General features: G+C 58.8%; 27 protein-coding genes and 2 pseudogenes. 19 read left to right on the top strand and 10 right to left on the bottom strand.

The genetic code is table 11. The features are described from left to right. Positions 1 to 135: 135 nt before the first annotated feature. Complete coding sequence (locus HMCN_RS0111825; RefSeq protein ID WP_025917594.1) at positions 136 to 2,217, top strand: 3-hydroxyacyl-CoA dehydrogenase NAD-binding domain-containing protein; 2,082 nt, start codon at positions 136 to 138, stop codon at positions 2,215 to 2,217. Positions 2,218 to 2,387: 170 nt separating this feature from the next. On the opposite strand, the gene HMCN_RS0111820 is transcribed toward HMCN_RS0111825, so the two are convergent. The 3 genes from HMCN_RS0111820 to HMCN_RS0111810 all read right to left on the bottom strand — a co-directional run bounded on the left by HMCN_RS0111820 (position 2,388) and on the right by HMCN_RS0111810 (position 6,020). Next, positions 2,388 to 3,041, bottom strand: coding sequence for a DUF1345 domain-containing protein (locus tag HMCN_RS0111820; RefSeq protein ID WP_025917593.1), 654 nt, complete (start codon positions 3,039 to 3,041; stop codon positions 2,388 to 2,390). Between the two features lie 21 nt (positions 3,042 to 3,062). Then, positions 3,063 to 4,283 carry a 6-phosphofructokinase gene (locus HMCN_RS0111815; protein WP_025917592.1) on the bottom strand — a complete coding sequence of 407 codons (1,221 nt, stop codon included), beginning with the start codon at positions 4,281 to 4,283 and terminating at the stop codon, positions 3,063 to 3,065. Positions 4,284 to 4,358: 75 nt separating this feature from the next. After that, on the bottom strand, positions 4,359 to 6,020 hold the full coding sequence (locus HMCN_RS0111810) for an MFS transporter (RefSeq protein ID WP_025917591.1): 1,662 nt from the start codon (positions 6,018 to 6,020) through the stop codon (positions 4,359 to 4,361). Between the two features lie 576 nt (positions 6,021 to 6,596). On the opposite strand from HMCN_RS0111810, the gene HMCN_RS0111805 reads away from it, so the two are divergent. The 6 genes and pseudogenes from HMCN_RS0111805 (at position 6,597) to HMCN_RS0111780 (ending at position 8,570) form a co-directional block, all read left to right on the top strand. Continuing rightward, positions 6,597 to 6,764 (top strand): hypothetical protein, encoded by a 168-nt coding sequence (locus HMCN_RS0111805; protein WP_155837549.1) that lies wholly within the window; start codon positions 6,597 to 6,599, stop codon positions 6,762 to 6,764. Between the two features lie 40 nt (positions 6,765 to 6,804). Then, positions 6,805 to 7,107 (top strand): Dabb family protein, encoded by a 303-nt coding sequence (locus HMCN_RS0111800; protein WP_025917589.1) that lies wholly within the window; start codon positions 6,805 to 6,807, stop codon positions 7,105 to 7,107. Between the two features lie 182 nt (positions 7,108 to 7,289). Beyond that, a pseudogene (locus tag HMCN_RS19325) lies at positions 7,290 to 7,448 on the top strand (gluconate 5-dehydrogenase); the annotation flags it as partial. A gap of 17 nt (positions 7,449 to 7,465) precedes the next feature. Beyond that, positions 7,466 to 7,906, top strand: a complete 441-nt coding sequence (locus tag HMCN_RS0111790; RefSeq protein WP_035626850.1) for a PaaI family thioesterase — start codon at positions 7,466 to 7,468, stop codon at positions 7,904 to 7,906. Further along, positions 7,907 to 8,074 (top strand): annotated as a pseudogene (locus HMCN_RS19320) (hypothetical protein); the annotation flags it as partial. Between the two features lie 61 nt (positions 8,075 to 8,135). Next, on the top strand, positions 8,136 to 8,570 hold the full coding sequence (locus tag HMCN_RS0111780) for a GNAT family N-acetyltransferase (RefSeq protein WP_025917587.1): 435 nt from the start codon (positions 8,136 to 8,138) through the stop codon (positions 8,568 to 8,570). Here HMCN_RS0111780 and HMCN_RS0111775 read toward each other — a convergent pair. The 3 genes from HMCN_RS0111775 to HMCN_RS0111765 all read right to left on the bottom strand — a co-directional run bounded on the left by HMCN_RS0111775 (position 8,567) and on the right by HMCN_RS0111765 (position 10,772). Next, the gene (locus HMCN_RS0111775) at positions 8,567 to 9,295 is read right to left on the bottom strand and encodes an NRDE family protein (protein ID WP_025917586.1); all 729 of its coding nucleotides are present in this window, start codon (positions 9,293 to 9,295) and stop codon (positions 8,567 to 8,569) included. The genes HMCN_RS0111780 and HMCN_RS0111775 overlap by 4 nt on opposite strands. A 30-nt stretch (positions 9,296 to 9,325) precedes the next feature. After that, positions 9,326 to 9,604 (bottom strand): DUF4936 family protein, encoded by a 279-nt coding sequence (locus tag HMCN_RS0111770; RefSeq protein ID WP_025917585.1) that lies wholly within the window; start codon positions 9,602 to 9,604, stop codon positions 9,326 to 9,328. Positions 9,605 to 9,719: 115 nt separating this feature from the next. Further along, complete coding sequence (locus HMCN_RS0111765) at positions 9,720 to 10,772, bottom strand: folate-binding protein YgfZ (protein WP_025917584.1); 1,053 nt, start codon at positions 10,770 to 10,772, stop codon at positions 9,720 to 9,722. A 283-nt stretch (positions 10,773 to 11,055) separates the two neighbouring features. Between HMCN_RS0111765 and mltG the strand changes: the two genes are divergently transcribed. From mltG to HMCN_RS0111720, 9 genes are all read left to right on the top strand, one after another. After that, the gene (mltG, locus tag HMCN_RS0111760) at positions 11,056 to 12,057 is read left to right on the top strand and encodes an endolytic transglycosylase MltG (protein WP_193366416.1); all 1,002 of its coding nucleotides are present in this window, start codon (positions 11,056 to 11,058) and stop codon (positions 12,055 to 12,057) included. A gap of 2 nt (positions 12,058 to 12,059) precedes the next feature. Continuing rightward, positions 12,060 to 12,677, top strand: coding sequence for a dTMP kinase (gene tmk / locus HMCN_RS0111755; protein ID WP_025917582.1), 618 nt, complete (start codon positions 12,060 to 12,062; stop codon positions 12,675 to 12,677). A gap of 61 nt (positions 12,678 to 12,738) precedes the next feature. After that, the gene (locus HMCN_RS0111750; protein WP_025917581.1) at positions 12,739 to 13,776 is read left to right on the top strand and encodes a DNA polymerase III subunit delta'; all 1,038 of its coding nucleotides are present in this window, start codon (positions 12,739 to 12,741) and stop codon (positions 13,774 to 13,776) included. Positions 13,777 to 13,786: 10 nt separating this feature from the next. Continuing rightward, a complete protein-coding gene (locus tag HMCN_RS0111745) occupies positions 13,787 to 14,179 on the top strand; it encodes a PilZ domain-containing protein (RefSeq protein ID WP_025917580.1) in 393 nt (130 codons plus the stop codon). A gap of 1 nt (position 14,180) precedes the next feature. Further along, positions 14,181 to 14,678, top strand: coding sequence for a GNAT family N-acetyltransferase (locus tag HMCN_RS0111740; protein WP_025917579.1), 498 nt, complete (start codon positions 14,181 to 14,183; stop codon positions 14,676 to 14,678). Between the two features lie 176 nt (positions 14,679 to 14,854). Further along, positions 14,855 to 15,634 carry a TatD family hydrolase gene (locus HMCN_RS0111735; RefSeq protein WP_025917578.1) on the top strand — a complete coding sequence of 260 codons (780 nt, stop codon included), beginning with the start codon at positions 14,855 to 14,857 and terminating at the stop codon, positions 15,632 to 15,634. A gap of 7 nt (positions 15,635 to 15,641) precedes the next feature. After that, positions 15,642 to 16,349 (top strand): ankyrin repeat domain-containing protein, encoded by a 708-nt coding sequence (locus HMCN_RS0111730; RefSeq protein WP_081801495.1) that lies wholly within the window; start codon positions 15,642 to 15,644, stop codon positions 16,347 to 16,349. Positions 16,350 to 16,508: 159 nt separating this feature from the next. Next, positions 16,509 to 17,630, top strand: a complete 1,122-nt coding sequence (locus HMCN_RS0111725; RefSeq protein ID WP_025917576.1) for a class I SAM-dependent methyltransferase — start codon at positions 16,509 to 16,511, stop codon at positions 17,628 to 17,630. A gap of 46 nt (positions 17,631 to 17,676) precedes the next feature. Beyond that, positions 17,677 to 17,895 (top strand): hypothetical protein, encoded by a 219-nt coding sequence (locus tag HMCN_RS0111720; protein WP_025917575.1) that lies wholly within the window; start codon positions 17,677 to 17,679, stop codon positions 17,893 to 17,895. Between the two features lie 558 nt (positions 17,896 to 18,453). Here the strand turns inward: HMCN_RS0111720 and HMCN_RS17675 are convergent. After that, the gene (locus tag HMCN_RS17675; protein ID WP_025917574.1) at positions 18,454 to 18,795 is read right to left on the bottom strand and encodes a hypothetical protein; all 342 of its coding nucleotides are present in this window, start codon (positions 18,793 to 18,795) and stop codon (positions 18,454 to 18,456) included. A gap of 254 nt (positions 18,796 to 19,049) precedes the next feature. Between HMCN_RS17675 and HMCN_RS19315 the strand changes: the two genes are divergently transcribed. Beyond that, complete coding sequence (locus HMCN_RS19315) at positions 19,050 to 19,634, top strand: hypothetical protein (RefSeq protein WP_155837548.1); 585 nt, start codon at positions 19,050 to 19,052, stop codon at positions 19,632 to 19,634. Positions 19,635 to 19,928: 294 nt separating this feature from the next. Continuing rightward, complete coding sequence (locus tag HMCN_RS0111710; protein ID WP_025917573.1) at positions 19,929 to 20,489, top strand: class I SAM-dependent methyltransferase; 561 nt, start codon at positions 19,929 to 19,931, stop codon at positions 20,487 to 20,489. Positions 20,490 to 20,580: 91 nt separating this feature from the next. Here HMCN_RS0111710 and wrbA read toward each other — a convergent pair whose 3' ends face one another. The 3 genes from wrbA to HMCN_RS19310 all read right to left on the bottom strand — a co-directional run bounded on the left by wrbA (position 20,581) and on the right by HMCN_RS19310 (position 22,074). Beyond that, positions 20,581 to 21,201, bottom strand: coding sequence for an NAD(P)H:quinone oxidoreductase (gene wrbA / locus HMCN_RS0111705; RefSeq protein ID WP_025917572.1), 621 nt, complete (start codon positions 21,199 to 21,201; stop codon positions 20,581 to 20,583). A 118-nt stretch (positions 21,202 to 21,319) separates the two neighbouring features. Further along, positions 21,320 to 21,820 carry a BCAM0308 family protein gene (locus HMCN_RS0111700; RefSeq protein ID WP_025917571.1) on the bottom strand — a complete coding sequence of 167 codons (501 nt, stop codon included), beginning with the start codon at positions 21,818 to 21,820 and terminating at the stop codon, positions 21,320 to 21,322. A 62-nt stretch (positions 21,821 to 21,882) separates the two neighbouring features. After that, complete coding sequence (locus HMCN_RS19310; RefSeq protein WP_155837547.1) at positions 21,883 to 22,074, bottom strand: hypothetical protein; 192 nt, start codon at positions 22,072 to 22,074, stop codon at positions 21,883 to 21,885. Positions 22,075 to 22,103: 29 nt separating this feature from the next. On the opposite strand from HMCN_RS19310, the gene HMCN_RS0111690 reads away from it, so the two are divergent. Then, on the top strand, positions 22,104 to 23,129 hold the full coding sequence (locus tag HMCN_RS0111690) for a hypothetical protein (RefSeq protein WP_155837546.1): 1,026 nt from the start codon (positions 22,104 to 22,106) through the stop codon (positions 23,127 to 23,129). Positions 23,130 to 23,279: the final 150 nt, after the last annotated feature.

Genomic DNA, 23,279 nt, shown 5'->3' with positions numbered 1-23,279 from the left:
TTTTTACTAAAACTTAAAATAATACGATCGTTCTTTTTGCGGTATAGTTAAAAAATGGCGGATGAAACATTCCTCCTGATAAGCATAAAAAAATCATAAAAACCCCAGAGATACCTTCAACGCAAAGGAGCAGTCATGACTGCTGAATATCAAGTTCATGGCGCGATTGCCGTCATTACCCTGAACAATCCGCCGGTCAACGGCATGGGACTCGCAACCCGCAGCGCCATGGTCGAAGGGATGAAAAAGGCGCTGGCCGACGATGCGGTTAAGGCGGTGGTGATTACCGGCGCCGGCAAGGCATTCTCCGGCGGCGCCGATATCAGGGAATTCAATTCACCCCAAGCATTGACTGAGCCTTCCCTGTACACCGTCATCAATACGGTTGAAAACTCGACCAAACCGGTGATTGCGGCGATCCATTCGGTCTGTGTCGGCGGCGGGCTGGAGCTGTCGCTGGGTTGCCACTATCGGGTCGCGGTGCCGGGCGCGCAAATCGCGCTGCCGGAAGTCAAGCTCGGGCTCTTGCCCGGCGCCGGCGGCACCCAGCGCCTGCCGCGCGTGGTCGGAGTTGAAATGGCGTTGAACATGATCGTCTCCAGCACCCCGGTTGCGGCGGAAAAACTGGCGGAAACCGCCTTGTTCGACCAGATCATCGAAGGCGACCTGATGCCGGGCGCGCTTGCCTTCGCCGCCAAGGTGGCCGACGTGCGTCCGCTGCCGAAGGTGCGCGACATCGCGATCGATTACCCGAACCATGAAGCGTTTTTCCAGCGCTCGCGCAATACGGTCAGGGCGATGGCCGGCCCGTTCCCGGCGCCGCTGAAATGCGTGGATGCGGTGGCCGCAGCGCTCACCATGCGGTTCGATGACGGCCTGAAGTTCGAACGCGACCTGTTCATGGCGCTGATGCAGACGACCGAATCGAAGGCGCTGCGCCATGCATTCTTCAGCGAACGGGCGGCCGGCAAGATTGCCGACGTGCCGGCCGATACGCCGCTGCGCGCGATCCATGCGGTGGCCGTGATCGGCGCCGGCACCATGGGCGGCGGCATCGCGATGAATTTCGCCAATGCCGGCATCCCGGTCACCATTCTGGAAATGCAGCAGGAGGCGCTGGACAAGGGGCTGGACACGATCCGCAAGAATTACCAAAACACCGTGAAGAAGGGCAAGCTTGCGCCCGAAAAATGCGAGCAGCGCATCAGGCTGATCAAGGGCACGCTGTCGTATGAAGACATCGGCCAGGCCGATATCGTGATCGAAGCGGTGTTCGAGGACATGGAGGTGAAAGAAGCGGTGTTCAAGAAACTCGATGCGGTGATGAAGCCGGGCGCGATTCTGGCCACCAATACCTCGACGCTGGACGTGAACCGCATCGCCGGTTTTACGCAACGGCCGCAAGACGTGATCGGCACCCATTTCTTCAGCCCGGCCAACGTGATGACGCTGCTGGAAATCGTGCGCGGCGCGCACACCGGCAAGGATGTGCTGGCCACCGTCATGGCGCTGGCGAAAAAGATCAGGAAAACCGGCGTCGTCTCGGGCGTGTGCGACGGCTTCATCGGCAACCGCATGATCGAGCAGTACAGCCGCCAGGCCGGCTTCCTGCTGGAAGAGGGCTGCCTGCCGGAGCAGGTCGATAAAGCGGTCGAACAATTCGGCTTCGCGATGGGGCCGTTCCGCATGGGCGACCTGGCCGGCAACGATATCGGCTGGCATATCCGCAAACGCCGCTATCTCGACAAGCCCGACATCGTCTACTCGAAAACCGCCGACCTGCTGTGCGAAATGGGGCGTTTCGGCCAGAAAACGCAAGCCGGCTGGTACGACTACAAGGCCGGCGACCGCAACGCGTATCCGTCGCAAGCGGTCAACGACATGATCGTCCGGCACTCGGCCGATCTGGGCATTGCGCGGCGCAAGGTCGGCGACTCCGAAATCGTCGAGCGGCTGGTGTTCTCGCTGGTCAATGAAGCCGCGTACATACTCGAAGAAGGCATCGCCCAGCGCGCCTCCGACATCGACATCGTGTACCTGAGCGGCTACGGCTTCCCGCTGTTCCGCGGTGGCCCGCTGTTCTATGCCGACACCATCGGTTTGCCGAACCTGGTGATGGCAATGGAAAAATACGCGCAGGGTCGCAATGGCGACGCATGGAAAGTGGCGCCGTTGCTGCACAGGCTGGCCGATCAGGGAAAAACCTTCAACGGCTGAGCTGGCTTGCGGTATCTGACAAGGAACGGCCACCGCAGTATGGCCGTTTTCCTATTCGCTCCGTAGCGCGAAACGTAAATATACATGCATGTGTATATTAAAACTACGCAATAAAATACTGCGGAATATCCATTGTTTTTTGATATACCCTGCATATTCAAGGTGACATCTTAAGCCGCCAGCAAGCCCGCCGCAATATTCACCGAAAACCCCAGAATCGCCGCGTTGAACAGGAAGCTGAGCAGCGATTGCGCCAGCACCGCCTTGCGCATCGGCCGATTCAGAACCGCGACATCCGAGGTTTGCACCGCTACTGCGATGGTGAATGAAAAGTACAGGAAATCCCAGTAATCCGGATTTGCTTCATGGTTCGGAAACCCGAGCGGACGCTGGCTGTCCGGGGTGCGGTAAAACATGCGAGCGTAATGGACGGTAAACATGGTGCCGATCAGGCTCCATGAACCTAATATGGTAGCGCCGGTAAACGCATAGTGCAGCACGCGCTGGCTGGCCGGCAAGCCGTGCGCTGCGGCCAGCTCCAGGATGATGGCAGCCAGGCTGGCGATGGCGCTGATCGACATGATGGCCAGCACCGCCACCGCGCCTTCGTCTTCCTGCTCGGCGATTTTTTGCACCATGACATGGCTGGCGCGCATCATCAGCCACGCCATCAGGCTTAAATACAACCAGACTGCGATATTCCATCCGGCCAGGATGCGGGTGACCCAGAGCCAGGAATCGGGCAAGGTAAATACGGCCGCAGCCCCGAGCAGCAGGGCGAAGAACAGCCGCGGATGGTGGTGCGAATCGAAAAACTGGCGCATGGGGGCGGGCATCGGCAAGCGTCAGCCGGCGCCCGCAAGTACCTTGGCGACCGGTTCGGCCCGCAGCCGGAACACATCCGGCATGCCGGCACCCAGCAGCGGGCGCAGGTACTGGCGGAAGGCTTCGGTGACGTCGGTGCCGGACGCGGCGATGAAGGCATCCTCCATCACGCGCGTTTTGCCGGCCACCTCCTGCAACTGCAGCAGCGCATAATCGACCGCGTAATCGCCGCTGCGCCGGATCGCCACCGAACCGTCGCGGCCGCCGCGCATCGCAAATTGCAGCGCCTTCTCGCCGACTTCGCGCGCTTCACGCTGGTCGACGTCGGACACGCAACCGATGAACGAGCGCTGCAGGTAGCCGAAGGTGTCGCCGCGCACGCGCTTGATCTGGAGCTTGTTCTTGATTTCCTCGCACAGCAGGTCGGCCAGCGCGCCGTTGCCCGAGAGTTGCACGTTGCCGTGCGCGTCGCGCTCCTGATCCTTGACCAGTAGGCTGGCAATCGGCGTGCCGGATGCATCGTGGATGCCTTCGGACACCGCAACCACGCAGCGCCCGATCCGATCATGCACGGCTTTCACGTCGGCCAGGAACTGCTCCAGCGCGAAGGTGCGCTCGGGCAGGTAAATCAGGTGCGGCCCGTCGTCCGGATACTTCCTGCCCAGCGCCGCGGCCGCGGTCAGGAAGCCGGCGTGGCGGCCCATCACCACGCCGACATACACGCCGGGCAGGGAGGCGTTATCCAGGTTGGCGCCGGCAAACGCCTGCGCCACAAAGCGCGCGGCCGAGGGGAAGCCGGGCGTGTGGTCGCTGCCGACCAGGTCGTTGTCTATCGTCTTCGGGATGTGAATGCAGCGCAGCGGATAGGCCGCCTTTTGCGCCTCCTGGCTGACGATGCGCACGGTGTCGGAGGAATCGTTGCCGCCGATGTAGAAAAAGTGCCCGATCTGGTGCGCCCGCAGTACCTTGAAGATCTCCTGGCAATACTTGACGTCCGGCTTGTCGCGGGTCGAGCCCAGCGCCGACGAGGGCGTATTGGCGACCAGTTCCAGGTTCTGGCTGGTTTCCTGCGTCAGGTCGAGGAAATCTTCATCCAGGATGCCGCGCACGCCGCAGCGGGCGCCATACACCAGCTCGATCTCGCGAAAGCGCCGCGCCTCCAGCGTCACGCCCACCAGCGACTGGTTGATCACCGCAGTCGGGCCGCCGCCCTGCGCTACAAGAATTTTTCCGGATGCCATGCGATTCTCCTGACGATTGCAAGTAGGCTTGATTGTAACCTCCGGCGTGTCGATAGCAATCGGCGGCTAATGCGACTAATCGCCGGCGTAAATGTCCTTGCCGCGGGTTTCCCTGATGCACAGCATGCCGACCATGAAGGTCATCAGCGCAATCAGCACCGGATACCACAAGCCGTAGTAAATGTCGCCCCTGAAGGCCACCAGCGCAAAGGTGGTGGTGGGCAGAAAGCCGCCGAACCAGCCGTTGCCGAGGTGGTAAGGCAGCGACATCGAGGTGTAGCGGATGCGGGTCGGGAACAGTTCCACCAGCAGCGCCGCGATCGGGCCGTACACCATGGTCACGAACAGCACCAGCACGAACAGCAGGAACAGCAGCATGCCGTGGTTGACCTGTTGCGGGTCGGCCTTGCCGGGATAGCCTGCCGCTTTCAGCGCGGTCGTCATTTGTTTGGTGAAGGCGGCGGTTTGCCGTGCGGCTTCTTCTGCGCTCAGCCCGGTGGCGTCAAATCCTGTCAGCACCTGCGCGCCGATCTGGATTGCGGCGACCGAACCGGCAGGGCTGTCCACGGTTTCGTAATTGACGGAAGCCTGGGTCAGCGCGGTGCGGGCGATGTCGCAGGAAGAGTCGAATTTCTTCACGCCGGTCGGATTGAACAGGAAATGGCACTCGGCCGGGTCGGCCTTGACGACTACCGGAGCGCTGGCCTGCGCGGCTTCCAGCGCCGGATTGGCGTAATGCGTGATGGCCTTGAAGATCGGAAAATACGTCAGTGCGGCCAGCAGGCAGCCGGCCATGATGATCGGCTTGCGGCCGATCTTGTCGGAAAGTGCGCCGAAAACGATGAAAAACGGCGTTCCCAGCAGCAGCGAGGCGGCAATCAGCAGATTTGCGGTCTGGCCGTCGACCTTCAGGGTCTGGATCAGGAAGAACAGCGCGTACAGCTGGCCGGTGTACCAGACCACGGCCTGGCCTGCGGTCAGGCCGAACAGCGCCAGGATGACGATCTTCATGTTTTTCCAGCGGCCGAAGGATTCGGTCAGCGGGGCCCGGGAAGTCCTGCCTTGCGCCTTCATCCGCGCAAACGCGGGCGACTCGTTCAGGGACATGCGGATCCAGACCGACACCGCCAGCAGAAAGATCGACACCAGGAACGGAATGCGCCAGCCCCAATCCTGGAACGCTTCTTCGCCGACGGCGCTGCGCATGCCCAGAATGATCAGCAGCGACAGCAGCAGGCCCAGCGTTGCGGTGGTCTGGATCCAGGAGGTAAACATGCCGCGCTTGTGATGCGGCGCATGTTCGGCGACGTAAGTTGCAGCGCCGCCGTATTCGCCGCCCAAGGCCAGGCCCTGCAGGATGCGCATGGTAACCAGTGCAATCGGCGCGCCAATTCCGACCGACGCGTAACTCGGCAGCAGGCCGACAATGAAGGTCGCGCTGCCCATGATCAGGATCGTCAGCAGAAAGACGGATTTGCGTCCGATCATGTCGCCCAGGCGGCCGAAAATCAGCGCGCCGAACGGGCGCACGATGAAACCGGCGGCAAATGCCAGCAGTGCAAAGATGAAGCCGGTATTTTCATCCACGCCGGAGAAAAACTGCCGGGCCAGGATGGTGGCCAGCGAGCCGTACAGGTAAAAATCATACCATTCGAAGATGGTACCCAGCGAGGATGCAAAAATCACCTTCAGTTCTTCTGTCGTGATGACGTGCGCAGGCGGTGGTGCGGGCGCCATTCTTTCTCCTCAAGCTACTTATTTTTACAGGGTCTGGTGCGCAACGTGCTAACCCAGGCGGTGCCTGAGTTTCAGCTTTCAAACTTACGTGATTCTTGCGCGAAAATTCAAAGTGCCGGCGCCGCGAGGCCAGGCGGCAGGATGGGAGTTCAGCATCCTTGCATGTTTGCGAACGATCGTTCTAAATTATGCCATTCTGCGATTCGCCACATCCGCTCAATGAAGGGGTCTGGGGTGCGGTTGAACGGTGATCTGGCTTAAGCCTCATGCACAGGCTTGAAAGCCTCTACAGCAAAGGCTTTGCCACGGCCACTCTCGAAAACGACCATTTTTTAGATTCTCAATATTGATGGGCACGTCCACGATGCAATGGGCGTTTTCGGCTCTCAAAATGCATTCTCGAAACGATTTTTGTGAATTTTCACCGAAAGATGAGTTCTGAGAAGGATGGAATCACTCTTAAGTCGGTTGGCTGTTCCATTGCTCCCCAGACCCCATGAACGGGCTTTGCTGCAAACAGGCCGGGATGCATCCGCAAAAAAACCGATACGCACCACCGACAATCAGGAGATTTTCATGACCGATGCCGTTATCGTATCGACCGCCCGCGCTGCTCTGGCCACATCCCGGAAGGGCGCTTGCAACATGGCCCACGGCGCCACGCGCGGCGGCCGCGTGCTGCCGGCCTGTTCGAATTGGCTTAGGATCCACGCAGAACTGGACATGCGGCGCGCCTGGTTTTAAGGTGGCTGCTTTTTACACTCACGTCAACAGGATCGAAACCATGATCAAGCACATCGTCATGTGGCAGTTGAAAGACCGCGCCGAAGGCGCGGACAAGGCCGCCAATGCGGTCAAGATGAAGCAGATGCTGGATGCCTGCAGCGCCATCGTGCCGGGCATCCTGAAGTTCGAAGTCGCGCTGGCGCAGGACGGCATGGAGGCGACTTACGACGTGGTGCTGTATTCGGAATTCGCATCGGCAGCAGCGCTGGACGCCTATCAGGAGCATCCGGCGCACCAGGCGATCAAGCCCTTCATCGGCGCGGTGCGGCAGGCCCGACAGTGCATGGATTATGCGCGGTAAGCAGTTGCGGCGGCAATTTATACAACGCCGTGTATTTTTAGTATCCACTTATATACAAGCGGTAAATGCATTATTTTGATGCATACACCGGTTATTATTGAAAAATAAAGCGGGATGATGCGCCCGCGGGCAGGCGTCGCGTTACGTCATGCCGGGCTTAACCCGCAACAAAGGAAAAAACTATGCGCACAGTGCAGCAACTGTTTGATTTACAAGGAAAAGCCGCGCCGGTTAGCGGCGGCCCGCGCGGGCTCGGGCGGCAGATCGCCGAAGCGCTGGGCGAGCTGGGCGCAAGAATCGTGCTGGCGGTCGCGCACCTGGGCCGCCGCGGCATCGAAGCCGGCGTGAGCGCAGTCTGATGCCCGCCAAAATTCCGTTTCCGACCGACATCCCGTTCCTCAATGAGATCGGGGTCGAGCTCGTCAGCATGGGCGACGGCCAGGCGCAGGTCGCGGTCGATCTGCAGGGGCGCCACATGAACAGCTGGGCGGTCGCCCACGGCGGCCTGACGATGACGCTGCTCGATGTGGCGATGTCGCTGGCCGGACGTTCGATTTTTCCGCAGGCCAAGGGCGCGATCACGGTCGAGATGAACACCAGCTTCGTGCAACCCGGCGGCAAGCCGGGCAGCCGCCTGATCGCCACCGGCAAGGCATTCCATCGTTCCACTACCCTGTGCTTCTGCGAAGGGGAGGTGCGCAACGGCGACAGACTGGTGGCTAAGGCAATGGGCACCTTCAAATACCTGCGCCGCCTTCCGGCCGACAAGGATGCATTGGCCGGCCAGGTGGGCGACTGATCATCCGCCTCGATGGCCGGCCTGCTGAATGCGCCGGCAATGGGGGTCTATAACGTCTCCAAGCACGCGGTGGCGGCATTGTCGGAATCGCTGTACCACGACTTGCAACTGGCCGCGGCGCCGATCGGCGCCTCGGTGCTGTGCCCGTATTTTGTGCCGACCGGCATCTGCGCGCGAGCATGAAACTGGCGTAAACTGCGTTCTTCCAAAAACTTCCTGCCCAATCATCATGACAATTCGCATCGCACTCGGCGACTGGCCGACCCAAAAAACCGCAGCGCAGGCGATTCGCTATGCGGTTTTTGTGCTGGAGCAAAAAGTCCCGCTCGAAATGGAATGGGACCAGATGGATGCGCAATGCGTGCATGCGGTCGCTTTCATGCCGGATGGCGCGGGCGTGGAGCGCGCGGTGGGTACCGGGCGCCTGCTGCCGGACGGCCATATCGGCCGCATGGCGGTGCACAAGGAAGCGCGCGGCAGCGGCGTCGGCGCCGCGCTATTGCTGGCGCTGATGCAGCAGGCGCAGCAGCGCGGCGAGCGCCAGGTGGAACTCAGCGCCCAGACCCACGCCGAAGCATTCTATGCGCGCCACGGCTTCGTGCGCGAAGGCGAGCAATACCAGGATGCCGGCATACCGCATGTCCACATGCGGCATATCTTTTAGCGGGTTCTTTCGATCAGCGCGGCAGGGGCATTGTTATAGAGCTGCACCAGCGTCGAGGCGCGGGTGCCGTAATTGGGCGCTTCGATATAGGGCGCCGACAGCAGGCGTTCCAGTTCGATGTCGATGCCGGTCTGCGGCAAGCGGCAATCGGAGGCGGCGGGCGTGGTGTCGAACAGCATGTCGAAATAGGCGTCTTCCGGTGCGCGCTGGCACAGCAGGCTGCCGAATTGCGCCTTGGTGCGCACCACTTTCGGCCACGGCGTATCGAGCAGCGCGTTCGATATGCCGTAAATTCCCGGCGCCAGCGGCAGGCCGTTGCGGGCATCGGCGCCGCCGCGATTGGAAAACCAGATTAGTTGCTCGCGGTCGCCGACCAGCAGGTTGAAGCCGTTGTACTGCGCACTCGCGTCGCGGAGGGCGTCGATGTAGCTGCGCGGACTCATGTCGCCGCTGAGGAAATCGGCCACCAGAGTGCCGCGCGACGGCGCATCGCTGCGCTTTTCGGACGGCGCGCGGATATTCGTGACGGCGGCAAAACGGCCGTCCGGCCGGGTGATGCCCATCCAGCTGCCGCCGGCCTGCAGATCGCGTCCGGCGTAGATTTGCGGGTAATCATCCCAGGCCATCGCGGGCGCGGTCGGGCGATCCAGGAATTCATCGCGATTGGCGGCGGCAATCAGCGGCATGTCGGGCATGACCTGCCAGGCGAAAACGATCAGGCACATAAGCGGGTTTCCAATCAGCCTATAAAACGGCTATAAAACGGCTATAAAACGTTCAAGATGGCGTTCGCCATCGATCTGCGGCGCAATTTCCGCCGCAGCCACGGCTTCGGCCAAGGTCGCATCGAAGCCGTCCGGCACCGCCAGATAGACTTCCATCCAGGTCTGGCAGCCATCCCGGCTGTCAAGGCGGCGCCTGAGCGCAGTGCTGATCCTGCATTGCTGCTGCAAAGCGGCCTGCATCGGCAACAGCTTGCCGCGCAACGCTTGCGCCTGCGCTTCGCTGACCCGGTAATAAATGTAGTAATCCATTCAGGCTTGCCTTTGCAGCTCAAAATGCATGGGGTATGGCAAAAAACATGCTTTATCGCATGTTTTTAAAGCGATATTAAAAAATACAATGTGCAGTATGTTTTTCAGCCAAAAATCATTCGGAATCGTCCGGCAACGCGTACGGCAGCGTGCGCAGCTGCAGCGGCGCACCGCCGGCGCTGCCCAGATGCAGTGCGCCTTCGGCGCTGGCGGCCAGCTTGAGCTCGACCAGGCAATCGAAATCATCGCCGGCGCTGCGCTCGGCATTGACGACCATGCCGCACGGTTGGTCCGGATCGCTGCTGGAGAAGACTTCCATCCCGGCAGCCACAGCCGGAGCGCTGATGCTGGCTGCCAGCATGCGGCGCTTGAGCTTGCCCAGATACTGCATGCGCGCCACGATTTCCTGGCCGGGATAGCAGCCCTTCTTGAAGTTGACGCCGCCGATCAGCTCCAGATTCAGCATCTGCGGCACGAACTGTTCCTGCGTCGACAAGGTGATTTGCGGCACGCCGGCCCGGATGCCCGACAGGCGCCAGGCGCTGCTGCCGGCTGCCGCCAGCTGTGCGGTCAGCGCCGGCCAGGCAGCTTGCGCCGCAGCTGCGCTGGCAAGCCACTGGTAGCGCGGGGCATCGAAGGCATCGGCCAGACGCAGCAAGGTGCCGCAGTCATTGCTGACGCAGGCATACGGTGCCGCCGGCAGGGCAGGGAACCAGGCTTGCAGCGCGGCGGCGGCGGCCCGTCCGCCCAGTCCCAGCAATACGTGGCTGTCGTTCAGGTCGGTCAATTTGACCTTGGCGCGCATCACGTACATCTGCAGGCGCTTCTGGATCGACGGCTGCAGCGCGCGCGGCAATTGCAGCAAAATCGCATCGGCCGACTGCCACATCACGAATGTGGCCAACAGGCGGCCCTTGGGCGTGCAGTAGCCGGCCAGCCGCACTTCATCCGCGCCCAGGTGAGCCACATCGTTGGTCAGCTGATTATGCAAAAAACTGGCGGCATCTTCGCCGCCGGCAGCGATCACGCCGAGGTCGCCCAGCGGCGCGACGAAGCCGGCCTCCAGCGTTGCCAGCGCCGCAGGCTGGTCGAAGTGCAGCACATCGGCTGGATTGTCGCTGCTAAAGTGCGCGCCTTGCGCCGCCATAAATTGCAACCAATTATTCATCATCGTTGTCATATGTTTAGAATTATCGTTATTGATGCGGCACGATGAAGCCCAGATCCCATCGTGCCCCGTTCTCTCCTGCCCCCGCGAGAGGATGCGGCTTTATCATGCCGCATCAAATAAATCGGCGTCATCCGAAAACGCCGCAGTTGTCAGTCGTAAACTAAATCGTTCAGTCGCGCCCGATACCGCATTCCGGCGCGGCCGATGCTTTATCATTGTCGGCGATTATAGAGCCGCTAAAAAAATTACGCCGAAACCACCACCTTCGCCGCCACCAGACATGTCTTTTCTGAAAAAATTATTCGCAATATGCATCATGCTGGCACTGCTGACCGGCGCTGCCATCTACTTCTGGGCCGGCCAGCCAATCCAGGGCAAGAGCGGCGAGCAAGCGGTACCGTTTACCGTCAGGCCCGGCAGCCATTTGCGCGATGCCGCCGATCAAATCGTCGCTGCCGGGGTTCCGGTCAATCCCGCGTTGCTGACGCTGCTGGCGCGCGTTACCTGGCAAGCCGACAAGATCAAGGCCGGCAGCTACGAACTGAAGCCCGGCGCCACGCCCCGTACGCTGCTGCGGCAATTGGTGCGCGGCCAGTTCGCGCAGGAGTCGCTGGTCATCATCGAGGGCTGGACTTTCCGGCAAATGCGCCGTGCGGTAGCCGAGCACCCGGGCCTGAAGCACGACACCGTCGACCTTACCGATGCGCAACTGCTGGCCAAAATCCCGCTGGACGCCAAGCATCCGGAAGGCCTGTTTTTCCCCGACACCTACCTGTTCGCCAAGGGCGCGAGCGACCTGCAGGTTTATCGCCAGGCCAATGCCGAACTGGCGTCGCATCTGAATGACGCCTGGAGCAAGCGCGCTGCCAGCCTGCCGTACAAGAGCCCGTATGAGGCGTTGATCATGGCGTCCATCGTCGAAAAGGAAACCGGCCGGAAGGAAGACCGCAGCACGATTGCCAGCGTATTCGTCAACCGGCTGAAAGCCGGCATGATGCTGCAGACCGATCCGAGCGTGATTTACGGCATGGGCGAGCAATACAGCGGCAACATCCGCAAGCGCGACCTGCAAGCCGACACTGCCTACAATACCTACACCCGCAGCGGCTTGCCGCCGACTCCGATCGCCTTGCCGGGCGCCGAATCGCTGCAGGCAGCGCTGGCGCCGGCCAACACCGATGCGCTGTATTTCGTCGCGCGCGGCGACGGCAGCAGCCAGTTTTCGAGCAATCTGGGCGACCATAACCGGGCCGTCAACAAATACATCCGTGGAGGAAACTAGCTGTGCACAATCCGGTACGCGGAAAATTCATCACTTTTGAAGGCATCGACGGCGCCGGCAAATCGACCCATATCGGCTTCGTCGCCGGCCTGCTCGAAACCGCCGGCAAGACCGTGGTCACGACCCGCGAGCCGGGCGGCACCAGTCTGGGCGAAAAGCTGCGCGAGCTGCTGCTGCATCAAAAAATGCACCTGGAAACCGAAGCCCTGCTGATGTTTGCAGCCCGCCGCGAACATATCGCGCAAGTGATCGAGCCGGCGCTGGCGCGCGGCGACTGGGTCATCTCGGACCGGTTTACCGATGCCACTTTCGCCTATCAGGGCGGCGGCCGCAAGCTCGACCTGCACAAGCTCGACGTGCTGGAGCAATGGGTGCATCCGCATCTGCAGCCCGACCTGACCCTGCTGTTCGACGTGCCGCTGGAGGTAGCGCGGGCGCGGCTGGATGCCAGCCGCATGCTGGACAAGTTCGAACAGGAGCGGGCGGATTTCTTTGCCGCCACGCGGGCCGAATATTTGCGCCGCGCCGCGCAGTTTGCGCAGCGCTTTCGCATCATCGATGCCGCCGAGCCGATCGCCAATGTACGCGCAGCGCTTGAAGAAATCATTGCAAGTCTCTGATAATCACACTCTTAAAGCTGATATTTCACTTTAATGAAAAATCATAATATTTTGATTATTAATGAATAATTCGATTTACCCCTGGCAGCAAACAGCGTGGCAGCAGTTGCAGCAACAGCGCGACCGGCTGCCGCATGCGATTCTGCTGCACGGCGCCCAGGGGATAGGCAAAACCGTGTTTGCCGAGCATCTGGCGCAAGCGCTGCTGTGCGATGCGCCGGGCGCGGACGGCCATGCCTGCGGCCAATGCGGCTCCTGCGGCTGGTTCGCACAGTACAGCCACCCCGATTATCGGCGCGTGCGGCCGGAAATACTGGAGCCGGAAGGCGGCGAAGCGGGCAGCGAGACGGAATCCGAGGACGGCAAGAAAAGCGCAAAAACCGCCAAGGCGCCGTCCAAGGAAATCAAGATCGGCCAGATCCGGGCGCTGGCCGATTTCATGAACATTTCCACGCACCGGCGCGGCAAGCGCGTGATCGTGCTGTATCCGGCCGAGGCGCTCAATGAAATGGCCGCCAATGCCTTGCTGAAAACCCTGGAGGAGCCGGCGCCGGACACGGTGTTTCTGCTGGTCACCAGCAACCTCGAACGGCTGTTGCCGACCATCCTGTCGCGCTGCCGCAAATTCGCGCTGAGCATGCCGTCGACCGAGCAGGCGCTGGCCTGGCTGCAGCAGCAAGGCGTAAGCGACGCGGCGGTCTGGCTGGCCGAAGAGGGCGGGGCGCCGCTGGCGGCCTGCGCCGAGGCGCAGGCCGGCAATCGCGACGAAATCGATACGCTGCTGGCGCTGCTGGCAAAACCGAGCGCCGACGCATTGCTGAAGGTCGCCGATCGGCTGCAAAAGGTATCGGCAACCCGACTGGTCACGTGGCTGCAGCGCTGGTTGTTCGATCTGCTTTCTGTCAAACTGGCCGGCAAGGTCCGATACTATCCGGCGCAGCACGACGCGCTTGCAGCGCTGGCGAAACGGATCGAACCGGACGCCCTGCTGCGGCTCCAGAAGGCCGCCGGCCAGCGCCGCGCGATCGCCGAACATCCGTTGTCGGCCAAGCTGTTCATTGAAGACATGTTGCTGGACTATTTGACCTTATTCCCTTGAAAGGACCCGCATGAACGACGCTAGCGCAGCCGCAGCACCCACGGCGGCAGCCGCAACACCGATCGGCCGGCCGTCGGTGCTGTCGCTGTCGATCAAGGAAAAATCGGCGCTGTACGCGGCCTATATGCCGTTGCTGAAGAATGCCGGCATTTTCGTGCCGACCAGCAAATCCTACAAACTGGGCGACGAGATCTACCTGATCCTGTCGCTGATGGACGATCCGAACAAATACCCGATTGCCGGCACGGTCGCGTGGATCACGCCGGCCGACGCGCAAAACAACAAGACGCAAGGCATCGGCGTGCATTTTCCGGACGATGATAGCGGCAAGCGCGTCAAACTCTCGATCGAGGCACTGCTGGGGAGCGCCCTGAATTCAACCCGCGCCACCCACACTCTATAAGATGCCGCACACCCATCGCACTGCCTGTTCCGAGGATTTGCCGGCCATCGTCGCCATCTACAATTCGACTGTCGCATCGCGCATGGTCACCGCCGATACCGAACCTGTCAGCGTCGCCTCGCGCCAAGCCTGGTTCGCGCAGCACACGCCCGACAAGCGGCCGCTGTGGGTGGTTGAATCGGGCGACGGCATCCTCGGCTGGCTGTCATACTCGGATTTCTATGGCAGGCCCGCTTACGCCGGCACCGCCGAACTCTCGATCTATCTGCATCAGGACGCCCGCGGCAAGGGATTGGGCCGTTATCTGCTGGCGCAGGCGATCGATTTCGCGCCGAGAATCGGCGTGCATACCTTGCTCGGCTTCATCTTCGGCCACAACCAGCCCAGCCTGGGGCTGTTCGACCGCTTCGGTTTCGAGCGCTGGGCGCTGTTGCCGCGGGTGGCCACGCTCGACGGCGTCGAGCGCGATTTGCTGATCCTGGGCAAGCGGGTAGGGTAAGTTTGCCTTCCCGGGCAGCGGAAGCAGATTTTTCCGGCGTTTTGGCGGCGACTTATACTGCAATATGTATTTTTTAATATCGCTTATATATTAAGAGATATTCAATATTTTTCGCCATACTCCATATTTATGGTTGCATGGGCCGGATTCCGGCGGATGCGCGTAAAATTCACAGCATGTATATCGATTCTCATTGCCACATCAATTTCCCCGAGCTCGCAGCCAGGATGCCCGAAATTCTGGCCCGCATGGCGGAAAACCGTGTCACGCATGCGCTGTGCGTCAGCGTCGACCTGCCGGATTTTCCGCAAGTGCTGGCGCTGGCCGAGCAATATCCGCATATTTACGCCTCGGTCGGCGTCCATCCCGATTACGCCGACACCCCGGAACCGAGCGTCGAGCAGCTGCTGGCGCTGGCGCAGCATCCGAAAGTCATCGCGATCGGCGAAACCGGCCTCGATTACTTCCGCCTGCAGGGCGACCTGGAATGGCAGCGCGAGCGCTTTCGCGTCCATATCCGCGCTTCCAGGGCGAGCGGCAAGCCGCTCATCATCCATACCCGCGCTGCCGCCGCCGATACGATACGGATCATGCAGCAGGAGGGCGCCGGCACCGATGCCGGCGGCGCGGCCGGCGTCATGCATTGCTTTACCGAATCGCTGGAGGTTGCACAAGCGGCGATGGCGATGGGGTTTTACATCTCGTTTTCCGGCATCGTCACCTTCAAGAGCGCCAAGGAGCTGCAGGCGGTGGCGCGTGCAGTGCCGCTGGAACGCATCCTGATCGAAACCGATGCGCCTTATCTGGCGCCGGTGCCGCATCGCGGCAAGATGAACGAGCCGGGCTTCGTCAAGCATGTGGCGGAGTACCTGGCCGACCTGAAAGGCGTGCTGCTGGCCCAGCTTGCGCAACAGACTACTGATAATTTTTTCAATCTATTCAAGCTCGTACGCTGAACTTCTCATGTCGATTATCAACATTAATGCAAGCCGCAGCATCGGCCGGAAACTGCGTTTGGCCGTGGTTGTCGGATCGATTGCAGTCGGTGCAGCGCTGGCAGTGATTGCGCCGCCGGCCTTGGCTGACGCGTATACCGATTTTTTTCGTGCAGTGGGCAACGACAATGCGGACGAAGTTGCATCGCTGCTCCGGCGCGGCTTCGACTCTAACGCAATCGAGGCCAAACGCGGCGAGACCGGCTTGATGCAGGCGATTCAGGGCGGCTCCAAAAAAGTCATCGAGGTGCTGCTCAATGCGCGCGACATCGACTTCGAAGCCCGCGCATTCAACGGCAACACCGCCCTGATGCTGGCCGCCTACAAAGGATTGCCGCAGGTGGTGCAAACGCTGCTGGACAAGGGCGTCGAGGTCAACCAGCCCGGCTGGACCGCGCTGCATTACGCGGCAACCGCAGGCAATAACGAGATCGTGCAATTGCTGCTGGACAAGTCCGCCTACATCGATGCCGAATCGCCGAACGGTACCACGCCGATGATGATGGCGGCACGTTCCGGCCACATCCTGACGGTCAAGCTGCTGCTTGATGAAGGGGCCGACGCGACAATGAAGAATCAGCAAGGCATGAGCGCGATTGATTTCGCGCTCAAATTCGGCCACAAGGATATTGCCGAAGGATTGCAATACCGGCTTGAAAAATCCGGCAAAAGGTAAGCCCCGACTTGGAGCCTGTCAGCGGCATCGCAGCTCCAGCATCGGCTGCTTCACATACTTATTCATAAACACTTATCAGGTCGATTTCATGCATTTTCATTTGAGTGCGCTGCCGATGCTGCAGCGCCAACGCATTCTCCGTCAGCGCAAGGCGTCGCGGTGAGCAATTATCCGGTCATTTGCTGGAGCGAAGAGGGCGCCGATCGCAGCGCGCGCTGGCATTCGGAAAGCGCAGCGCCGGCGCCCAAGCGGGTCCAGGTTGCCGACGACCGCATGGCGGCCGACACTGCCTACCGGCTGGCCTGCGAAGGCACTGCGCTGCTGTGGCGCGGCGATTTCCAGAACGCGCGCCAGTTGCTGCAGGCGCTGGCGCGGCGCGCCGACCGCAAGCCGAGGAAGACCTCCGAAGTACCCAGCGAAGCCTTTCACCTGCATCGCCAGGCGCAGGCCCAGCGCGCCCGCACGCTGGCCATGCTGTTGCTGCCGCTGGAGGCCGACTACCGGATCCCGCTGCGGCGCGCGCCCGACGTGCAACAGGCTTGCATCGAGGCGTATGGTCCGGGCGAAGCCGCATCGGTGATCTCGCTGCGCGAACTGCTGGGCCTGATCGGCGCCCATGAATGGCGCAAAAAAGGGGTTGAAATCGCGGCTCTCGGCGCGCGCATCCATCCGCACTACGGCGTATTTTCACCGTTGCGCGGCGAATATCTGGAGCTAGTGGCCAACGCGCCGCTGCCGTCGCTGGAGCTGGCTTTCGACATCGGTACCGGCAGCGGCGTGCTGGCCGCAGTGCTGGCGCGGCGCGGCGTCAGGCGCGTCATCGGCACCGACCAGGATCCGCGCGCGCTGGCTTGCGCCAGTGAAAACATCGCCCGGCTCGGGTTGGCCGGGCAGGTCGAATTCATAAAGGCAGACCTGTTTTCGGCCGGCCGCGCGCCGCTGATCGTCTGCAACCCGCCGTGGCTGCCGGCACGCCCGAGCGCATCGATAGAATCCGCGATCTACGATCCCGACAGCCGCATGCTGCTCGGCTTTCTGAACGGACTGGCCGCACATCTGGAGCCGGGCGGCGAAGGCTGGCTGATACTGTCAGACCTGGCCGAGCATCTGGGCTTGCGCACCCGCGCCGAGTTGCTGGCTGCCTTCGATAGTGCCGGGCTGAAAATCGTGGACAGAACCGACATCCGGCCGCAGCATCCGCGCGCCAGCGATGCCAGCGATGCGCTGCATCAAGCGCGCGCGGCGGAACTGACGTCGCTGTGGCGCCTCGCGGTCGCTTGATGCAAGACCAATATCCATATCAAGAACCATTTTAATCAGGAAGAAAATGAGTAATAAGCCCGCCAGAATCCTTACCTTTAAATGCAAGAAATGCAGCAAGCCGGTCAAGGTATTCCTGCAAAAAGTATCCTCCTGTTCGCACATCCAGCCGTATCAAGGCATCTGCACCTGCGGTGAATTGACGCGCTACGCAACCGGCCAAAAGGATGCGGTGCAATCCTATATGGAGTCGGCGGACGGCAACTGGTCACATCATCACAGCTGATAGGGGACCTGAAATGACGAAAAAACGCACGCCGCCGAGCAAAAGCACCGGTCAGTTCCGCAAGTACAAGAAATAGAAAAAACGCCCCATAACGGGGCTTTTTATTTGTACAGGGGGCGGTATTAATAAGATGCATTGTTTCTGAACTCGATTCCGGCACAGTGTCCAAACAATTTTACTTTCGGTGAAAATGAGACAATAACCTTACTGTCAATTGCGCCGGGCTCGAGACGGCCGGAACAAACGGTTGACACATGTTCGCCATCGTTGCAAATCTTGACGACATCAACGCAGCTTTCACCGGCTTCATTTCCGATATTTCTAACTTGGCATTGCATGCTGTTACGTCCCGTATCACGGCAAGATGTGTTGATTCGTGGCGCCCTGGTTACTGCGGCGTTAGATACCATCGTTTCATTCGAATCGAGACTATCGGATGGTGGATAAAAGCCAGCTGGGCGCGCTGCATACACTGGCGCGGCGATTAATAGGCATATCGTCATCAATGAGTAAATCCATTTATTCATTATTGTTTCCCTGTGTTAAGAGATTCGCATCTTAGCAGACCGATATCTGCGCCGGAACAACTGCGGCTTCTTCCATTGGTGCGGCAACTGGCTGCTTTTTCGCCTGCTGCAACTCAATCACATCGCCGGTAACCAGCCTCATCTTGGGCGACAGTTTGCCGAAACCCATCTGCCGGTGCCGCTCGGCGGCCTCCATATGCTGCAACCGCATCAACTCCGGGATCCACCACGGCACTTTCTTGTTGCCGGCCAGCCAGTCGCGCACCGAGCGCTCGGAGCGGCGCAGGCGCTTGGCCAGCACCTTGATCGCCACGCCGCGCGCGTAATACGCCATTTCGTTCGGATTCCCATAGCGCAAGTTTGGATATTTCATGTTTTCTTTCGGGCAACAAAAAAGCCGCTAATGTAGCGGCCACAGGGTTGATATTGGGTAGTACAAAACTTCGCATAATTTATATTATGTTAAATCAAACGAAGAAGGCTAGTCATTTTGCCGATACTCGTTGCGAATGCATGCGTAAATCGACTTGCGATCTTCCGCGATCAGAAAATCTCAAGAAAACAATTCTAGTTACATAATGGTAATAAAATAACCAAGAGTATCAGGCCGACAAGGAGCATTCTGGAATGAACAAGGGAACCATCTTCTCTTTACTGCTGGCCTGCATTGTCGTGTTCGGAGGCATTGCATTATTGAGCAAATCGATAAAGCAGATACAAAACAACACGAACGGTCAAACCAACATTGACCAGCGCCGCGCATCTGCCCCCATAGAACAAGCGCCGGAAATTGCGCCCCAAACAAGCCAACCAAAATCGAGCGGCATCAATAAATGCATTCTGGCCGGAAAGATCATTTACTCAGATACCGAATGTGCACCAGGCGCAAAAAGCGTAGCTGTAAAAATTGAAGAATCAGCAGGTATTGTTAGTCCTGATCGCGCAATCGTAAATGCCACAATTGAACGAATGGCCGCAGAGAACAAGCGTAATCGAGAACGAAATTCGGCTCCAGTTGCATCACTCGAAATACCCAAAAAAATAAGCCCATATTGCGACAGCTACAAAAGCCAGATTGAGCAGCTAGATGCGCTAGCACAGCAGGCAAATTCATCTTATGCAACGGAAAGAATCAGACAATCACGCTGGCACGTTCAGAAATTACAATTAGACGGAAATTGCTACAAGAAAATAAAAAAATATGTAAAGTGACGCATCACATTAAAACGGGCAATCGATACAGCGGCCCATTGTGCGAAGTAGTCGCAAGCCACGCCAAGCGCGTTATTACAGCAAGTCTGGACAGACACCCATGAGGCGGGTCAATTGATGATTGTATTGTCCAAATCATTCGAATGACAAACAAGTAGACCTTGGCAAAACCATACGCCAGATACTATCCTGCGTTCAGACGGTGTTTATCTGGTGTCAAAGCGGCGGGATCAATAATGCTCCCGATATTTCTTCCGCTATATGTGCCCTTGCGAACACCAAGAAAGCCTGGTTTTGAGCGCAAAATTCTTCCTTAGTTATCTGAAAGCCCCCGGTTTGGTGGGAGCAATTGCGCCATCGTCGGTATTTCTAGCCAAGGCGCTGTGTCAGCACGCGCGCGGCGCGCGGCATATTATTGAACTGGGTGCGGGAACGGGGGCCATTACGCGGTACTTGCGTGAGAAATTTCCAGAGGTGACGTTAGTGGTGGTCGAGCAGGATGGACCAATGGCAGCCGCTCTGGAACGGCGCTTCGGGAAGGGCATAGTGGTGGCCGATACCATTCAGTCCAGGCAAGACTTGATCAAGGGTATCCCTGACCAATCGGTGGTGGTTTCGTCCTTGCCGTTCCGAAGCCTCCCCGAAACCATCGCGATGCCAGTTATTGCTCTGCTAAGAGATTTTTTGCTGGCAAGTCCGGAAAGGCGACTTGTCCAGTACACTTATGGTCAACGTGTTCCATTCAGATCGCCACATCGGGCTCTTGTTTGGAAGCGCCAGAATCTCGTTCTGCGCAATATCCCACCCGCCTGGATCTGGACACTCCAGCAGTCGGATACAAAACACAAATTCTGAAAAAATCAAACAATCGCACCTGTGGAGTCACACCCTGCTTCTGCATCGGCACATTGAAACCGTTCGGATAAACATTTGCGTATGGACGCGGTTATTTCGCAGCCTGTTTTTTAGCAATCTGGGCGACATGCCTGCCCTGAAAACGCGCCATTTCAAGCTCGTTTTCACTTGGCATGCGAGTCCCGTCTCCGCTGGCAATCGTGGACGAACCATAAGGGCTGCCGCCGGATATTTCAGCCATCGTCATTTGTCGTGCTTCGGAATAGGGCAAGCCGACGATAATCATCCCCAAGTGAAGCAAGGTCGTATGGAAGCTGGTTAATGTGGTTTCCTGGCCGCCATGCTGAGTCGCCGTGCTGGTAAACACGCTGCCGATTTTGCCAACCAGAGCTCCGCTCATCCACAATCCTCCGGTCTGATCGAGGAAATTTCTCATTTGCCCGCACATGTTGCCAAAGCGCGTAGGGGTGCCGAAGATGATGGCATCCGCATCGGCCAGATGGTTCGGCGTCGCCACTGGAACATGGGCAAAGGCTTGCCGTGATGCCTTCGCCCCCGATTTCTCCAGTACATCATCCGGCATCAGTTCAGGCACCTGTAACAGGGTAACCTCCGCGCCCTCGACTTCGCGAGCGCCTTCGGCGATCGCTTCCGCCATCTGATAAATGTGGCCGTACATGCTATAGAAAACGACTTGTATTTTGGTTGCCATACAACAACCTCCGGTTGGTAATTGGTGTAAATGCGTATGTTAGCTACGCGGATTCAGAGACATGCCGGCATGTCTTGCCGGATCATGCAAGGCTGTCGGGGCGGGTATGCCGCGAATTCTAACGCTGCCAATGCACCCGCAACAGATACTCGGACTTGTTGTAATGGAAATTCAAATCGCCTTTATACGCGTTGTGCAATGCCTCGCCGATGCCGCGTGCCAAGTGTATGTCCGTGGTTGTAATCAACAGATTGCCAGCGTTTTCTTCGATTGACATGATCCGCTGCAACGGATGCTCGGATTTTTCATGCGCCTCCACATTCTGAATAAGGCTGCGCACTTCCTCAGAATGCTTTTGCGCAAATTCGCCTTCTATTGACACATATCCTGCGGGTAATTTTTCGTGGATTCTTTTGCAGGCAGGACATTGTGTTTTGTGTGCATTGGCGGTCGGGAGTATCCATTGCCACCGCCCGTCATGGTAGACCGCACCACAATCGCTGCATACCGCGGGTTCAGACAGTTTGTCTCGTTGATATGGATCGTCGTTCGTATCGTATATCGTCCCAAAATGCCTGCCATGCTGAAAACCGGCAGATGATAAATTCTCTTTTTTCATGGATTTTCTCCTGATAGAAAACGGTAAAAAGGCAGCGCTATGGTTTTCGAGCTTGGCTATGCTCAAAAAACACAAAATCTGCAATCCGTTTTAATAATCACGCAGCGCCGGAACGGGAGATTGACGTGCGTCAAAACCGCAGTAGCTTGAGACATGTCAAATTCAGGGATGGCTCGCTTCAGGCAGGATTTCCAAGGAAATTGCGCAAGCGACCAAAGTCGCAGCACGAAATTGCCCTGCGGCGCGGCGTTCATCGGCGTTGCTCAGAACCTAAAAGGTATTCATGATGGTGTTGCCGCTTGACGATATCGCTCTTGAATCGAAGGTTGCGTTCCTTCGGCAGCCGACCAGTTTTCCTGAGCCGACCTATCGCGTGGAGACGATGGAGACCCATATGTCATGGATTTTCCTGACTGATGGCTACGCGTATAAATTAAAGAAACCGGTGCATTACGACGCACTCGACTTTCGTACGATTGCGGCGAGACACCACTTTTGCGATGAAGAAGTCCGGCTGAACCGGCGCCTTGCCGGGACGGTATACGTGGGCGTGGTGTCGCTCACCGTCGACCAGGTCGGGCATCTTCAGTTGGACGGTTGCGGCGTCGCAATCGATTTCCTGATCAAAATGCGCCGGCTCCCTGCCCGGCACATGCTGGATTACGCGATCAGGGACGGCACCGCACACGCGGAAGACATTGGCAAAATCGCGGCGCTGCTCAGCAGCTTCTACCATGCATTGCCGCCTGTTGCCATACATCCTGCCGCTTACCGCAATCGATTTCTGGCCACGATCGAACAGAACTTGCGAACGTTGAGCGCACCCGCCTATCAACTGCCGGTTGAGCAGGTGAAACGGGTTTGCGCGGCGCAACACACTGCCTTGCAGCACATGTCAGGATTGTTCGACGAGCGCGTGCTTGCGGGAAAGATCATCGAAGGCCATGGCGACCTACGGCCTGAACATATCTGCCTGCGGCCGGATCTGGTGATCATCGACTGCCTCGAATTTTCGCCCCAGATGCGGCAAGTCGATGCCGTCGACGAGTTGGGCTTTCTGGCACTCGAATGTGAGCGACTGGATGCAAGCGACTTCGGCGCCCTGCTTCTCAAAAATTACGAAAAAATTTCAGGCGACAGGCCGGCTCCCGCACTGGTGCATTTTTACCAGAGCTACCGGGCGTGCATACGGGCTGCCATTGCGATCCGGCATCTCGATGAGGAAAAATTCCGCCATTCGGCGGAATGGCCGCGCCGCGCCAGAGAATATCTGCAACTGGCGGAACTGCATATACGGGAATGCAGTTAATTATTCCAATTCGCATCAAGAACAGTAGCAGCGTTGCTCCTTATTTTAATGCAGGCAGGAATTGGACATTTCCAGAAAGACACGGCCGACACGAATGCAGCTTAGGGTGCTATTTGCCTAAAAAAACAATAGAGTATATCTATTTTATTA

Source organism: Herminiimonas sp. CN, from assembly GCF_000622895.1.
Lineage (GTDB): Bacteria > Pseudomonadota > Gammaproteobacteria > Burkholderiales > Burkholderiaceae_D > AVCC01.
Note: the sequence above shows the minus strand (reverse complement) of the source record. Positions and strands in the feature narration are given on the sequence as shown.

What these genes read in the sequence shown, in the direction of transcription:
- HMCN_RS0111775 (WP_025917586.1), bottom strand. Translation starts at nt 9,295, where the DNA reads ATGTGCCTGATCGTTTTCGCCTGGCAGGTCATGCCCGACATGCCGCTG.
- HMCN_RS0111730 (WP_081801495.1), top strand. Translation starts at nt 15,642, where the DNA reads ATGTCGATTATCAACATTAATGCAAGCCGCAGCATCGGCCGGAAACTG.
- HMCN_RS0111770 (WP_025917585.1), bottom strand. Translation starts at nt 9,604, where the DNA reads ATGGATTACTACATTTATTACCGGGTCAGCGAAGCGCAGGCGCAAGCG.
- HMCN_RS0111735 (WP_025917578.1), top strand. Translation starts at nt 14,855, where the DNA reads ATGTATATCGATTCTCATTGCCACATCAATTTCCCCGAGCTCGCAGCC.
- HMCN_RS0111780 (WP_025917587.1), top strand. Translation starts at nt 8,136, where the DNA reads ATGACAATTCGCATCGCACTCGGCGACTGGCCGACCCAAAAAACCGCA.
- wrbA (WP_025917572.1), bottom strand. Translation starts at nt 21,201, where the DNA reads ATGGCAACCAAAATACAAGTCGTTTTCTATAGCATGTACGGCCACATT.
- HMCN_RS17675 (WP_025917574.1), bottom strand. Translation starts at nt 18,795, where the DNA reads ATGAAATATCCAAACTTGCGCTATGGGAATCCGAACGAAATGGCGTAT.
- HMCN_RS0111810 (WP_025917591.1), bottom strand. Translation starts at nt 6,020, where the DNA reads ATGGCGCCCGCACCACCGCCTGCGCACGTCATCACGACAGAAGAACTG.
- HMCN_RS0111820 (WP_025917593.1), bottom strand. Translation starts at nt 3,041, where the DNA reads ATGCGCCAGTTTTTCGATTCGCACCACCATCCGCGGCTGTTCTTCGCC.
- HMCN_RS0111750 (WP_025917581.1), top strand. Translation starts at nt 12,739, where the DNA reads ATGAATAATTCGATTTACCCCTGGCAGCAAACAGCGTGGCAGCAGTTG.
- HMCN_RS0111800 (WP_025917589.1), top strand. Translation starts at nt 6,805, where the DNA reads ATGATCAAGCACATCGTCATGTGGCAGTTGAAAGACCGCGCCGAAGGC.
- HMCN_RS19310 (WP_155837547.1), bottom strand. Translation starts at nt 22,074, where the DNA reads ATGAACGCCGCGCCGCAGGGCAATTTCGTGCTGCGACTTTGGTCGCTT.
- HMCN_RS0111700 (WP_025917571.1), bottom strand. Translation starts at nt 21,820, where the DNA reads ATGAAAAAAGAGAATTTATCATCTGCCGGTTTTCAGCATGGCAGGCAT.
- HMCN_RS19315 (WP_155837548.1), top strand. Translation starts at nt 19,050, where the DNA reads ATGAACAAGGGAACCATCTTCTCTTTACTGCTGGCCTGCATTGTCGTG.
- mltG (WP_193366416.1), top strand. Translation starts at nt 11,056, where the DNA reads ATGTCTTTTCTGAAAAAATTATTCGCAATATGCATCATGCTGGCACTG.
- HMCN_RS0111805 (WP_155837549.1), top strand. Translation starts at nt 6,597, where the DNA reads ATGACCGATGCCGTTATCGTATCGACCGCCCGCGCTGCTCTGGCCACA.
- HMCN_RS0111825 (WP_025917594.1), top strand. Translation starts at nt 136, where the DNA reads ATGACTGCTGAATATCAAGTTCATGGCGCGATTGCCGTCATTACCCTG.
- HMCN_RS0111720 (WP_025917575.1), top strand. Translation starts at nt 17,677, where the DNA reads ATGAGTAATAAGCCCGCCAGAATCCTTACCTTTAAATGCAAGAAATGC.
- HMCN_RS0111815 (WP_025917592.1), bottom strand. Translation starts at nt 4,283, where the DNA reads ATGGCATCCGGAAAAATTCTTGTAGCGCAGGGCGGCGGCCCGACTGCG.
- HMCN_RS0111740 (WP_025917579.1), top strand. Translation starts at nt 14,181, where the DNA reads ATGCCGCACACCCATCGCACTGCCTGTTCCGAGGATTTGCCGGCCATC.
- HMCN_RS0111690 (WP_155837546.1), top strand. Translation starts at nt 22,104, where the DNA reads ATGATGGTGTTGCCGCTTGACGATATCGCTCTTGAATCGAAGGTTGCG.
- HMCN_RS0111745 (WP_025917580.1), top strand. Translation starts at nt 13,787, where the DNA reads ATGAACGACGCTAGCGCAGCCGCAGCACCCACGGCGGCAGCCGCAACA.
- HMCN_RS0111790 (WP_035626850.1), top strand. Translation starts at nt 7,466, where the DNA reads ATGCCCGCCAAAATTCCGTTTCCGACCGACATCCCGTTCCTCAATGAG.
- HMCN_RS0111765 (WP_025917584.1), bottom strand. Translation starts at nt 10,772, where the DNA reads ATGAATAATTGGTTGCAATTTATGGCGGCGCAAGGCGCGCACTTTAGC.